Source organism: Streptomyces sp. MK7 (assembly GCF_032658145.1).
Taxonomy (GTDB): domain Bacteria; phylum Actinomycetota; class Actinomycetes; order Streptomycetales; family Streptomycetaceae; genus Streptomyces; species Streptomyces spiralis.
This window is the reverse complement of record NZ_JAVACL010000088.1, coordinates 1-12,310: the sequence shown is the minus strand read 5'-3', so window position 1 is coordinate 12,310 and position 12,310 is coordinate 1. Positions and strand designations below refer to the sequence as shown.

Below are 12,310 nucleotides of genomic sequence, written 5' to 3'. Positions count from 1 at the left end.
CTCCTCCTCCTCTCGCGGTGCTGCGCATGATCAATCCGATCGTGCGCGGCTGGTCGGCCTACTACCGGACTGTGGTGTCCAAGGAGGTATTCGCCTCCCTGGGACAGCTACTTGTGGCAGCTCACCTACCGGTGGGCGCTGCCCAGGCACCCGAAGAAGTCGAGGCACTGGATCATGGACCGGTACTTCGGCCGCTTCAATACGGCCCGGCAGGACCGATGGGTGTTCGGTGACCGGGAGACCGGCGCCTACCTCGTCAAGTTCGCCTGGACGAAGATCATCCGGCACCAGCTGGTCAAGGGCACGGCGTCCCCGGACGACCCTGCCCTGGCCGACTACTGGGCCCAGCGGCGACGCAGAGCCGCCCCGCTCCCTCTGGACCGGGCGACTCTGCGACTCCTGCAGGAGCAGAAGGGCCGCTGCCAGATCTGCGGCCAACTGCTGCTGCACGCCGACCGGACCCCGCAGTCCCCGACCGGGTGGGAGCAGTGGCTCCGCACCACCCGGGCAGCGATGAAGGCACGTCACATCGCCTATCAGGGAGTAGGAACGTCGGATGGGGTGCAATTCCGCCTCGCCCACGCCTCGTGCATCCGAAGCAAGAGAGCGGACAGTGCGAGACATCAGCAGACCCGAGAGCCTTCAGGGCTTGCTTGAGCCGAGATGCCCGGAAATCGGGCACGTCCGGTTCTGAGGGGGCCTGGTGCAGCAATGCACCGGGGCTACCCGACAAGCGTATCGGGTCCTACCCGCGTGTCCGTGTCGAGGGTGGCGGCCGCGGAGTGGTCTCCCAGGCCGGGTCCGTGCTGCTGGTGGAGACGATCCGCAAGACCCGCCTTGATCAGGCGATATCCGCGGCGCTTGTCCCATGGCGCAAGCGGCGGGCCGTCCACGACCCGGGGAAGGTCCTTCTGGACGTCGCCCTCGCGGTCGCTTTGGGCGGGGACTGCCTGGCCGATGTCGGATTGCTGCGGGCCGAGCCGGCGCTGTTCGGGCCGGTGGCCTCCGACCCGACCGTCTCCCGGCTCATCGACACACTCGCCGCCGGCGGCAAGCGAACCCTGGCGGCGATCCGCACTGCGCGGGCCGCAGTGCGTGCACGCGTCTGGAAGCTGGCCGGTGACGCAGCGCCGGACGCCGACGGACAGGTGACCGTGGACCTGGACGGGGTGCTCGTCATCGCGCATTCCGACAAGCAGGACGCCGCCGCGACCTGGAAGAAGACCTTCGGCCATCACCCGCTGATGGGGTTCGTCGACCACGGCCGGGGCGGGTCCGGGGAACCGGTCGTGGGCCTGCTGCGTGGCACTGGATGGGTATCTCGCTCCTCGACAACGTCAGCACCGACTCGGACGCCTACCGGAACGAGATCTTCGGCCCCGTTCTGTGCGTGGTCCGCGCGGGGACCTACGAGGAGGCCATGAAAATCATCAACGGCTCCCCGTTCGGCAACGCCGGCTCGATCTTCACCCGCGACGGCGGCGCGGCCCGCCGGTTCCAGCTGGAGGTCGAGACCGGCATGGTCGGCGTGAACGTGCCGATGCCTGTGCCGGTGGGCTACCACTCCTTCGGCGGCTGGAAGGACTCGGCCTTCGGCGACCACCGCATGTACGGCAGCGAAGCCATGCACTTCTACACGCGCGGCAAGGTCACCACGAGCCGCTGGCCGGACCCGGCCGAGACGCCGGCTGGCCGGGACCTGGGCTTCCCCGCGTCCCGCTGACCGCCCCGGACGCTCACCATGGCGAGCCCGCCCTTTACCACGAGCCGGTGTCTGAGCACCACGGAGGCGCGGCCGGAGCGGTCGACGAGGCAGTCGGCTGTGAAGTCCCTCCCCTTCACCCGCTGCTGCACCAGGGGGTGGGGCATCAGCTCGCACAGGACACGCGCCTGCTCGCGGGTCCGGCAAAAGTGCACGTCCTTGGCGCCCTGCCCATACCGGGGCTTGACGACGAGCGGGCCGTCGGGGGCCTGGTCTGTCTCGTCCGACAGGACGGTACGTGGTGTCGGGATGCCGTGCTCGGTCAGGAGTGCGGCGAACCGGGCTTGTCGGAAAGCCAGCTCCACGATCGGCACGGCCTTGTCGTACGGGGATTCCCATGCACGCCCGCTGCTGACGGGGACGGCCGCGCGGAGGGCGGTCACAGGGCGCGGCGCTGCCCGGGGCGGGGCACGGCCTCCTCACGCCACCGTCCGCAGCCCCTGAGCCGTGGCCGGTGCGCCCCGCACGATGCGGTGCGCGCACAGGGCCGTGAGCAGGTCGCCGAGCAGGTCCGGGTCGGCTATCTCCACGCCGAGGAGGGACTCGATGCGGTCCAGGCGCTGGTAGAGGGACTGGCGGCCGATGTGCAGGAGGGCCGCGGTGCGCGTGGGCGAGCAGCCGTGGCGCAGATGGACCTCCAGGGTGCGGGTCAGGTCGCTGGGGTGCGCCGCTTCCCAGGCAAGGAGCGGGCCCAGCCTGTGCTGGACCAGGCGGGAGAGGCGGTCGCGGTTGGCATCCATGCCGCCGCGGGTCAGCTCTCGTTCGAGGGTGAGTGCGCGGGACGACGTCACCAGCGGTCCCCCGTCGGCGGACGGTTCGGCGGACGGCACGGTCAGGGCCAGCTCCAGCGTCGTACGCGCCGCCCGCAGCGTCTCGCTCCACCGCTGCCAGCCGCCGCCCGCCGCCACGGCATGCCCGACCGCCACGGTCAGCCCGGCCTCGGCGGCGGCACGGAACGCGTCCTGCACGGCGCGCACCGGGTCGCGTGCGATACCCGGTCGTACGGCGGCCCGCCCGTCTGCGCCGGCCAACGCGAGCAACGCCAGCACGTCCCCCGGAAACACCGCCCGCAGCACCCCGCCCCCGCCCAGCGCCCGTACCGCCCGCTCCGCGATCCCCGCGTCCCGCGCCCCGTGCACCGACACCCCGACCAGCCGCGCTCCCGGCCCCGGCTGGAAACCGGCGAGGGCCGCCCGCGCCTCCACCTCGGGCTGGTTGAGGGCCTGCCCGTCGGCCAGGTCGGCGAGCAGGGCGGCCGTGTGGTCGCCGCCCCAGGGCCGTACGACGGACCGCCCGGACAACCCGCGGGCCACGATCGCCCGGTTCGCGGCCTCGGTGATCCGTACGAAGGGCACGACCCGGTGCAGTGCGAGCAGCGGCAGCCCGAGTCGCCGCGCCTCGTCCTTCACCTCGTCCGGCATGTGCGGCAGCGACCGCCCCACCTCCACCGCGAGCCCCGTCGCGCCCCGCGCGGCCAGCTCGCGCACATACCGCCGCCGGATCTCCTCGCCGGCGTCCGTCAGCCCGAACCCGTTCGTCAGGAGCAGTTCGCCGCCGTCCAGGAAGTTCGCGCCCTCGTACACCTCACTGGAGTGCACCCAGCGCACCGGGCGGTCGAGGAAGCCCTCGCCCGTGAGCAGCTCGGGCTCGGCGGCCCGCACCGGGTCGAGGGCCAGGATCTCGCGGAGGGTGAGTGCGGGCACGAGAGCCTCCAGGGCGACAGTTCGTCCGGCTGCGGGTTGCCCGGAGAGTACTTTCCGCACGTTGCCCCGGTGTTTCGGCCGACGCAGAGTGAAGGGATGGATCAGGCACAGGCACACGAGTGGCTCGCCACCGCCGTCGCGGAGGCCCGCGCAGGCCTCGCCGAGGGAGGCATCCCCATCGGCGCCGCGCTCTATGGCGCGGACGGCACCCTCCTCGGCCGCGGCCACAACCGCCGCGTCCAGGACGACGACCCGTCGATGCATGCGGAGACGTCCGCCTTCCGCGCAGCGGGCCGCCAGCGCTCCTACCGGGGTACGACGATGGTGACCACCCTCTCGCCGTGCTGGTACTGCAGCGGCCTGGTCCGCCAGTTCGGCATCTTGCGGGTGGTCGTCGGCGAGGCGACCACGTTCCACGGCGGCCACGACTGGCTCGCGGAACACGGTGTGGAGGTGGTCCTCCTGGACGACCCCGAGTGCACGGCACTGATGCGCGACTTCATCGAGAAGAACCCGGCTCTGTGGAATGAGGACATCGGAAGTGACTGAGCCCCGTATCCCCACCATCGATCTGCGGCCGTGGCTGGACGGCGACCCGGACGCCCGCGCCCGCACAGCCGGTACCGTCGACGAGGCCCTCCAGACCGCCGGATTCCTACTGGTCACCGGCCACGGCGTGGACCCGTCCCTGCGCGCCCGGATCCGTCAGGCCGCGCGGACGTTCTTCACGCTGCCCGCCGAGCTCAAGGAGAAGTACGCCGCCAAGGTCGGCGGGCGCGGCTGGCTCGGCCCCGGCGCCGAGGCCAACGGCTACTCCGAGGGGACCGAGACCCCGCCCGACCTCAAGGAGTCGCTGACCTTCGCGACGCACGAGCCGTTCGAGGACCCGGAGATCAACGCGGAGTGGTATGCGCCGAACGTCTGGCCCGGGGAGGTGCCGGAGCTGCGGGTGCTGTGCGAGGAGTACCTGGCGTGGATGGGGGAGCTGGAGAACCATCTGCTGGCGCTGCTCGGCGAGGCCCTGGGCCTGGAACCTGACTTCTTCACGCGCCACATGGACCATCCCACCTATGGCTTCAACATCAACTGGTATCCGGGGACGGAGGTCATGGGCGAGCCGGAGCCGGGCCAGTTCCGCATCGGCCCGCACACCGACTTCGGCACGGTCACGATCCTCGACCGGCAGGCCGGCAAGGGCGGGTTGCAGGTCTACACGGACGACGGCGGCTGGGAGGACGCGCCGTACGACCCGGAGGCGTTCACCATCAACATCGGGGATCTGATGGCCCGTTGGACGGGCGACCGCTGGCGTTCGGGCCGCCACCGCGTCCTGCCGCCCCCGGCCGACGCACCCGCCGAGGAGTTGATGTCACTCGTCTACTTCGGCGAGTGCACCCCGGGGACCGTCGTCGAGTCGGTTCCCGCTCCGGTGGGGCGGGTGGCGTACGGGCCGGTCGACTCGCATGTGTATCTGCGGGAGAAGCTGGACTCAATCACCGTGGGCTGACAGAAGCCGGAATCGAAGACGAACTTCGGTCGGAGAGGGGATCCGACCGGGTACCGGCCTCAGCAGCCGTAGCGGTTCTTGCGGATCGTCGGCACGTCAGCGGGCGACCCGCAGCAGCAGCTTCCCCGTGCTCGTCCGCGCCCCCATCAGCCGATGCGCCTTGGCCGCCTCCTCCAGGCCGAACTCCGCCGTCACCGGCAGGGTCACGGTTCCGTCCACTGCGGTCGCGAAGGCCTGTTCCGTCAGGGTGCGCAGTTCCTCCGGAGCCGTCTGGGCCAAGGTGAGGATCGAGAAGCCGGCGACCGACAGCCCGCGGGGGTACAGCTCCGGCTGGCCCGCTGTCCAGGCCGGCTCCCCGCTCGCGTTGCCGTACGAGACCAGGCGGCCGAAGCGGGCCAGCGACGCCAGGCTCGCGCGGAGCGTCTCGCCGCCGACCGGGTCCAGGGCGAGGTCGACACCCCGGCCGTCGGTCGCCGCCCGCACCGCCTGCTCGAACTCGCCGACGAACACCTCGTCGTAGCCGTACTCCTGCGCGTACGAGGCCTTCGCGGCGCTCGACACCACGCCGTACACCGCCCGCGCGCCTGCCGCCTTGGCCAACTGGCCCACCGCGGTGCCGACTCCGCCCGCCGCGCCCTGCACGAGGACCGTCTCGCCGGGCTGCAGCCGGCCGACCGTGTGGACGAGTGCGTAGGCGGTCGGCAGCACCGACGGCAGCGTGGCGCCGGCGCGCAGAGCGACCCCGGCCGGCAGCGGGAAGACGGTCCCCGCGTCGGCGACCACGACGTCCGCGTACGCGCCGTCCTGCGTCAGCGCGGCCACCATTTGCCCGACGGCGAGGCCGGTGACACCGGTGCCGACCGCTCGCACGCGGCCCCGAGATCTCAAGTCCCGTACGGAAGAGGAGACTTGGCACGCGATAGCCCTCCGACCGGGCCTTGAGGTCGGCGAAGTTCACGCCCACGTACGCCACGTCGACGCTCACCTCGCCGGGGGCCGGCTCGGGCACGTCTGCCTCCACCACCTTCAGGGCCTCGGGACCGCCGTACTCCTGGAACTCGACCGCGCGCATGGCACACTCCTCAGCGAGCGTTCAATGAGAAGCGAACACTCGGGAGTGCATGGTTTTCATCGAACACTAGGCAAGCGCAGCACACGGCGCAGGCGGCGAGGGAGGCGAGCGTGTCGGCGCGCACCAGTCATCGGGCCACGCCCGAGCACACCCACCCGGACGACGTCCCCGTCCAGACCGCTCTCACGGCCCTCGCCGATCCCGTACGCCTCACGCTCGTCAGGGATCTGGCGGCCTCCGCCGACTGGTCCCGCACCTGCGGCAGCTTCGACGTGCCGGTCGGCAAGGCGGCCCTCAGCCATCACTTCGCGGTCCTGCGTCAGGCGGGTCTGGTCGAGCAGCGCGACGAAGGGCCGAGGCGGGTCGACCGGCTGCGCCGGGCGGAGTTCAGCGCGCGGTTTCCGGGGCCGCTGGAACTGGTGCTGCGGCAGGACTGAACCGCCGCAGCGCCGCGTACAGCCCGGCGCTCACCACGAAGCCGACCAGGGGCGTGATGTCGCCGAAGGACGGGTAGTGCTCCGGGACCCAGCCGATGTACTTCTCCTGGTTGGAGAAGAGCGGGACCGACACCGCCACGCCGATCAACAGGGCCGCCAGTCCAGGCCAGTTGGTGTAGGAACGGTCGTCCAGCCGCCGCGCCAGCTCCTCGCCGGTGGCCGTACGGGACTGGAGCCACCGCTCCACCAGGATGACCCCGAGCCACGGTGCCACCCAGTACGCGATGATCAGCAGGAACGCCTCGTACGCGGACCCCGCGTCCGACAGCGACGCCCGCGCCGCCGCCGTACCCGCCACGCCCGACACCACGACCAGCGTGCTCCGGCCCAGCCAGGCGGGGAGCTTCAGGCCGAGCGCGGTGATCGAGATCGCGCCCGAGTAGATGTTCAGGGCGTTGGCCGAGATCGCGCCGAGGATGATGGCCAGCAGCACCAGGTCCCCGAGCCAGCCCGGCAGATGGCCGGTGAAGGCCGCCGTCGGGGTGGCGTCCTTCGGGGCGACGATCGTCGCCGACGCCGCGCCGATCACTGCGACCACCGCGACCGACAGGAACAGGCCGAGCGCCGGGAACAGGACCGTCCTGAAGCGGTTCGCCGTCCGCGGCAGGTAGCGCGAGTAGTCCGCCGCGTACGGGTTCCAGCCCGCCGCGTAGCCCCAGGCGGTGCTGACCGCAAGGAGGAAGCCGCCAACACCTCCACCTGAGCCGCCCCCGCCGAGGTGCGCGTCCTTGAACGTCCACACGCCGGCCAACAGGAAGACGACGGCGAGCGCGGGAAACGCGTATTTCTCGAATACATGCACGAAGTTATGGCCGATGAAGCCGATCAGAATCTCCGCCGCCACCACCAGCAGCAGCAAGGGCAGGGGGCGCAGGCCGGTGAGGGTGTTGAGGGCGAAGGCCGCGCTCACGCTGTTCACCGCGAACCAGCCGACGCCTGCCACCAGGCCGTTGACCCCGGACGGCAGGATGTTGCCCAGGAAACCGAAGGAGAAGCGGCCGATCACCATCTGCGGGACGCCGAAGCGCGGCCCGTCCAGGGACAGCACACCCTGGGTGAGCGCGCCGAGCGCGGTGCCGAGGAGGATGGCCGCGGTCGCCTGCCAGAAGTCCAGGCCGAAGAAGAGGACCGAGATCACGCCGATGTAGACGGTCGCGAACTCGATGTTCGGGGAGGCCCACGTCCACAGCAGCTGCAGCGGGCTGCCGTGCCGTTCGGCGTCGGGTATGGGTTCCGAGCCCGCCGTCTCGACGGCGATGACCCGGTCACCGTACTCGGGGGCGATCGTGGTGGCTGAGCTGGCAGGAGCAGTCGTCATGCGAGGTAAGTGTCCGGCCCGAGCGGGTTCCGGCCCAGGGGCGCATTGTCCGCTTCGGGAGGCTTGCCGGCGTACAACCTGTAGGCATCGGGGACGACCTGCGGGTGTCGGTCATCGCGGCCAGGTCCAGGAGCCGGTACCAGTCCGCATTGTTGCGGGCCAGCCGGCTGACCTCCAGGGCCAGCACGATCCCGACCTGACCCAGGCCGATCCGGGCGGCCGGCTCGGCGAACCCCGACCGTCCAGCCGTGCTCGAACCGGAATGGCCCTGGTCCTCATCCACGACCCCGATCGCCGCGCGGGACCAGCCCAGCACCACCGCGCGCTCGACCAGATCGTACTGGCGGGCGGTGGACTCCTTGTTGCGTTCCAGCTGAAGGAGGGTGGACTGGCGAACGTAAACGACAGCCGCTCTTTGCCGGTGGGCGGGGGTCACCTTGCTGTTCTCACTCATCGTCGGCCTCCTCGCGGTGCGCGGCGGTCATCTTGGCGATCAGACGGGCGAGCTGCGTGAGGGCCTCTTGCACCTGCGGGGGCGGGAGCTGGCCGATCAGCTGCTTCGGCGGCGGGGACAACTGCTCGGGGAGCAGACTGAGTTGGACGGGCTGCACGGTCATCCTCCTTGCGCGGGAGATGCCGTGCAGCCTGCTCCGGCTGGTCGATCGTCCGTGCGAGAAGCGCGGAAACCACGACGCGGGCCGCCGTCAAGTCCTCGGGCGCGGCGAGGACCTGGCACTGGGACGGGGCTGTTCCGGTGCCGGGCTCGTGGCCGGCTGCGTAGTCGGTCCAGGCGGCCGGGATCAGGGACTTGCTGCCGTCGGGGAGGACGAGCAGGAGCTCCAGCCGCCCGCGGCAGTGCATCTGCCCGAGAACCTGAAGGCTGTGGCCCTGCAGCGGGTGGTGATCGCGGGTGACGCGGACGCAGGTCATCGCGCGTCCCCGTTCCGCAAGACGTGCGCGGCGCCGGGGCAGCTGCCCGCGTGCAGCATCGCGCATGCCGCCAGCGTCACCGTCGGGGCGTCCAAACTGGTCAGTGCCTCCGCGAGATCGATGGGGACGCCCTCGGCCAGGCTCGCGCAGCCGCAGCACCTGGCCCTCGCCACCGGAGCAGGCCAGCCGCCCGCGTCCCAGCTGGGCCGCCACCCGCGGCCAGTCGACGAACGCCAACGGCGTCCCGTCCCCGAGCGCGGGGACGACCTCGACGAACGCGGCGACGAAGTCGTCACGGTGCAGCCACCGATCGTGGCCGATCAGCAACTCGACGGCCACCACCGCGCAGTACAGCCCGGCGGCCCCGGCCCGCAACGCGGCCGCGAGGTCCTCGATACGGGTAGTAAGTCCGGGCTTCGTTCGACGAGATCTCGCACGCGGCCCTGATGGACAGGGTGCGCGCTCGCATCGGAGACAAACGCGTCCTGGCGCTGGTGAAGGCGTTCTTGAAGTCCGGAATCCTCGTGCCGTAACGCCAAGACTTCCGCATCCTTGGCCACGCGGCTGCGCAGCACGGCAACGGGCACCTTGATCAGATTGTGGACCAGCGTGGTGAGGATCGACAGTGGCATCGACAGATCGTCCCAGGCGCTGTGCAGGCCGCCGCCCTGCGTGGAGAAGCTGCAGGCCAGACCCAGAGTCGTATTTCCGAGCGGGACAGGTCGAGCGCGGCCCGGGTCGCGGTGTCGTACTCCTCCGGCCGGGCCGGCGCGGCCGGGACGACGACCGGTTCGACCGCGTTCTGACCATCCGATATGAGACGCCCCGTTCATCGGATTTACGCGCTTCCATGGAACCTCGATATGGGAGGTTATCCGGGATCCATGCCACAACCCGGTGGTTGCCTTCAACGGCTCGCGTCAGTATCCGCATCGGTGCATGACGGAGTGTCAGCGTTTCGGCCCTGTCTCACATTCGGTGGTGACGGAGCGTGCTGCTATCCGAGGAGGATGCGGTGCCGAAGCAGGGTGAAGCCTGCTCGTCCGTGCATCTGGCGTGCGATCCGCTTGGTCTTGGTGTTGACACCCTCGGTGGGGCCGTTGCTGTACGGAAGCGTGAACGCGGCGATCACGGCGTCCCGGTCTCGGTCCAGACCCCGGGTGAAAGCGCGCAGATGAGGCAGATCTGCTGCGCGGACCTGGACGATCCAGCGCGAGAGCCTGTCTGTATTTCCCGAGCAAGGCGTCAGGAGTTCGGCGAAGTTCCCGACGATGGAGGCCAGTTGGGTCATCTCGGGGCATGCTGTAGCGATCCGGGCCAGCAGATCGTGCTGCTCGGCTTTGAGGTTGTCGGGCCTGGTGAGGATCATCCGGGCGAGTCGGCGCGGAGAGATGTGGCTGCGGTCGGCGTCCGCGCGGCCCTGGTTGATACTTGTGCAGGAGGTTCAGGCAGCCGGTGAACCCGAGGGCTTTGATCTCTTCGAAGAGGTGGCTGACAGGGACGGCGGGGTCCTCGGTCCGGCGTTTGCGCAGGTGCTCGCGGTAGGGGTCGACGAGCCCGGCACGGTACTTGGGGACGCGGAGCATCCGCTCGGGCCGATCGGCTCGCGCATAGCGTTTGACGGTGTTCAGGGCAAGTTGCAGGCGGCGGGCGCACTCCAGCAGGCCCACGCCCTTCTCGAGTAGGCCGTGGACCTGGTGCCAGCGTTCCAGGGTGGTCTGTGCGCGGGGCCCTTCATACAGGGGCGCGTCCAGCACGGCGACCCAGCATGTGCTGTGTGCCTTTACCTCACTCAGGGAGGCTTCGCACAGGTTGTGCCACAGGTGCCACCTGTCCGCGACCTGCACCGCGTCAGGCAGGGCGCGGCGGATGGCCTCGGCATAGGTCGCGGAGCCGTCACGGCACACGACCTCGACGCCCGGATGCCCGCGCAACCAGGCTTCCAGCGTGTCGGCACTACGGTCGGGCAGTACGTCGATCCGCTCATGGGTCTCGGCGTCGATCACCACGGTGGCATAGCGGTGCCGCCGACGCAGAGCGAAGTCGTCCACCCTGATCACGCGGGGCGTCCGCCCGGTGGGCAAAGGGATGTGCAGCAGGGTGCGCAGGGCCGTGTGGCGGGACAGGCCCGCCGCGAGTATCGCCAGCAGACGTGATCCCGCTCGGTCCGCTAACTCCTTGACCACGGCCTTGACCTGCATGGTCAGGCGGGTCGTGCGTCGCTGGTAGCGTTCCAGCACCCCGGGCATCTGCTCGCGGAAGGTCTGCCGGCAGCCGCGTGTGGGACACGCCAGGCGCCGAACCCGCACACGAACCACAACCCGCCGTCCGTCGACAGGCACGTCGGCCACCGTCCGCAGGTAATACCCGTGCACGCGCCCCGTCGATGCCCCGCACACCGGACAGACCGCGGTGCCCTGCGGAGTCCGCGCCCGCACCACGATCCGCTCGCTCTCGTCGGTCACATCCTCTATGACCAGCGGGGAAAGACCCGAAAACAGCGTCTGCACAAGCTCGTTGACATCCTCCACACGAGTCCAACGAGCCTCACGACTCTCCGTCACCACCGAATGTGAGACAGGGCCGTTGATTAGACACTCCCGGCTCCGGCTCCTGTCCCCCACCGCATCGTGGACCCGACTCGACGACGAAACCGGACCGGGCGCCGAAGCAGCGGTGTCCCCGGCCCCGGCGTCCCCGGCCGCTGCGGACTCCACCGACGCGGCAAACGCTGCGGAGGCCGGCGCCCCGGGGGCCGCCCTGAAGGAGCCCGCGGTGCCGGAGAGAGAAGGGTGCGAGGCGCAGGACCTCAACGCCCCGGAGATCCGGGTACTGGGGCCGGTCGAGGTCACAGGCGTGGACAGCACCGGTCACGGCCCCAGAATGGCGCAGCCGGCCGCCTTGTTGTACTTCCGGCCCGGCCGGAGCGCGGACGTGCTGTGTGCCGACATGGATCCCGTCAGCCCGTGGTCGACGAGCACCCTCAACGCGCGGATGCAGGGCCTGCGCAGTTCCCTGGGCAGCGACTCGTCTGGCAACCTCTACGTGCCGCGCCGCAAGACCGGCGAGGACCCCTACCGGCTCGCTCCCGGCGTGCGCTGCGACTGGACCCGCTTCCTCCAGCTCGTCGAACACGCGCTGCCACTGGGCCCGCCCGGCCTGACCGACCTGGAAAAGGCACTGGCTCTGGTGCGGGGCAAGCCGTTCGGCGGCCGGCCGCTGCCCTGGGCCGAGCCCTACGCCCAGGAAATGATCACACGGATCACCGACATCGCGCACACCGTGGCCACCTACCGCATCCCCGCAGGCCCCCACCACGACCTCAGCGCCGCCCGCCAGGCCGTCGCCACCGGCCTCGACGCCGACCCCACAGCCGAGCTCCTCTACCGGGACTGGATGCGTCTTGAGGCTGCCCGCGGGAACCGCTCCGGACTGCACACCGCGATCACCCGCGTGCAACAAGTCAACCGGGATCTCGACTGCTCACTGGAGATCGAGACTTCTCAGCTCATCAACGAACT

The 12,310-nt window shown here is 70.5% G+C and carries 11 protein-coding genes and 4 pseudogenes; 8 read left to right on the top strand and 7 right to left on the bottom strand.

All coding sequences use genetic code 11. From position 1 onward, the window contains the following. The first annotated feature begins 111 nt into the window (after positions 1-111). The 3 genes and pseudogenes from R2S09_RS39165 to R2S09_RS39155 all read left to right on the top strand — a co-directional run. Complete coding sequence (locus R2S09_RS39165) at positions 112-657, top strand: hypothetical protein (protein ID WP_316746004.1); 546 nt, start codon at positions 112-114, stop codon at positions 655-657. An 80-nt stretch (positions 658-737) separates the two neighbouring features. Next, positions 738-1,304, top strand: a pseudogene (locus R2S09_RS39160) (transposase); the annotation flags it as partial. Beyond that, a pseudogene (locus R2S09_RS39155) lies at positions 1,280-1,723 on the top strand (aldehyde dehydrogenase family protein); the annotation flags it as partial. The pseudogenes R2S09_RS39160 and R2S09_RS39155, both read left to right, overlap by 25 nt. Here the strand turns inward: R2S09_RS39155 and R2S09_RS39150 are convergent. Together R2S09_RS39150 and R2S09_RS39145 are read right to left on the bottom strand one after the other, a co-directional pair. Continuing rightward, positions 1,633-2,067, bottom strand: a complete 435-nt coding sequence (locus tag R2S09_RS39150) for an ATP-grasp domain-containing protein (protein WP_316746006.1) — start codon at positions 2,065-2,067, stop codon at positions 1,633-1,635. The pseudogene R2S09_RS39155 and the gene R2S09_RS39150 overlap by 91 nt on opposite strands. A 114-nt stretch (positions 2,068-2,181) precedes the next feature. Next, a complete protein-coding gene (locus tag R2S09_RS39145) occupies positions 2,182-3,465 on the bottom strand; it encodes a PucR family transcriptional regulator (RefSeq protein WP_316746002.1) in 1,284 nt (427 codons plus the stop codon). Between the two features lie 96 nt (positions 3,466-3,561). On the opposite strand from R2S09_RS39145, the gene R2S09_RS39140 reads away from it, so the two are divergent. Both R2S09_RS39140 and R2S09_RS39135 read left to right on the top strand, forming a co-directional pair. Then, positions 3,562-4,014: a nucleoside deaminase gene (locus tag R2S09_RS39140; protein WP_316746001.1), complete on the top strand. Its 453-nt coding sequence runs from the start codon at positions 3,562-3,564 to the stop codon at positions 4,012-4,014. Further along, positions 3,992-4,972 (top strand): 2-oxoglutarate and iron-dependent oxygenase domain-containing protein, encoded by a 981-nt coding sequence (locus R2S09_RS39135; protein WP_316746000.1) that lies wholly within the window; start codon positions 3,992-3,994, stop codon positions 4,970-4,972. Before R2S09_RS39140 ends, R2S09_RS39135 begins: the two co-directional genes overlap by 23 nt. Positions 4,973-5,068: 96 nt before the next feature. Here the strand turns inward: R2S09_RS39135 and R2S09_RS39130 are convergent. Beyond that, positions 5,069-6,044 (bottom strand): annotated as a pseudogene (locus tag R2S09_RS39130) (zinc-binding alcohol dehydrogenase family protein). 110 nt (positions 6,045-6,154) lie between these two features. Here R2S09_RS39130 and R2S09_RS39125 point away from each other — a divergent pair. Then, the gene (locus R2S09_RS39125; protein WP_316745999.1) at positions 6,155-6,481 is read left to right on the top strand and encodes a helix-turn-helix domain-containing protein; all 327 of its coding nucleotides are present in this window, start codon (positions 6,155-6,157) and stop codon (positions 6,479-6,481) included. Here the strand turns inward: R2S09_RS39125 and R2S09_RS39120 are convergent. Genes R2S09_RS39120 through R2S09_RS39110 form a run of 3 tightly spaced genes read right to left on the bottom strand, consistent with a single transcriptional unit; the run spans position 6,432 to position 8,470 of the window. Continuing rightward, complete coding sequence (locus R2S09_RS39120; protein ID WP_316745997.1) at positions 6,432-7,859, bottom strand: cytosine permease; 1,428 nt, start codon at positions 7,857-7,859, stop codon at positions 6,432-6,434. The two genes, R2S09_RS39125 and R2S09_RS39120, sit on opposite strands and share 50 nt — an antisense overlap. After that, a complete protein-coding gene (locus R2S09_RS39115) occupies positions 7,807-8,313 on the bottom strand; it encodes a recombinase family protein (protein ID WP_316745996.1) in 507 nt (168 codons plus the stop codon). Before R2S09_RS39115 ends, R2S09_RS39120 begins: the two co-directional genes overlap by 53 nt. Then, a complete protein-coding gene (locus R2S09_RS39110; RefSeq protein ID WP_316745994.1) occupies positions 8,306-8,470 on the bottom strand; it encodes a hypothetical protein in 165 nt (54 codons plus the stop codon). The genes R2S09_RS39115 and R2S09_RS39110 overlap by 8 nt, the downstream gene beginning before the upstream one ends. Before the next feature lie 154 nt (positions 8,471-8,624). On the opposite strand from R2S09_RS39110, the gene R2S09_RS39105 reads away from it, so the two are divergent. Continuing rightward, positions 8,625-9,236, top strand: coding sequence for a hypothetical protein (locus R2S09_RS39105; protein WP_316745992.1), 612 nt, complete (start codon positions 8,625-8,627; stop codon positions 9,234-9,236). Between the two features lie 550 nt (positions 9,237-9,786). Here R2S09_RS39105 and R2S09_RS39100 read toward each other — a convergent pair. Further along, positions 9,787-11,290, bottom strand: a pseudogene (locus R2S09_RS39100) (ISL3 family transposase). 274 nt (positions 11,291-11,564) lie between these two features. Between R2S09_RS39100 and R2S09_RS39095 the strand changes: the two are divergent. Continuing rightward, on the top strand, positions 11,565-12,310 hold a 746-nt coding region (locus R2S09_RS39095; protein WP_399145668.1), incomplete at its 3' end, for a bacterial transcriptional activator domain-containing protein.

Excerpts from the sequence above, each read along its gene's own strand:
- R2S09_RS39140 (WP_316746001.1), top strand. The coding sequence starts at position 3,562 with ATGGATCAGGCACAGGCACACGAGTGGCTCGCCACCGCCGTCGCGGAG.
- R2S09_RS39135 (WP_316746000.1), top strand. The coding sequence starts at position 3,992 with ATGAGGACATCGGAAGTGACTGAGCCCCGTATCCCCACCATCGATCTG.
- R2S09_RS39120 (WP_316745997.1), bottom strand. The coding sequence starts at position 7,859 with ATGACGACTGCTCCTGCCAGCTCAGCCACCACGATCGCCCCCGAGTAC.
- R2S09_RS39115 (WP_316745996.1), bottom strand. The coding sequence starts at position 8,313 with ATGAGTGAGAACAGCAAGGTGACCCCCGCCCACCGGCAAAGAGCGGCT.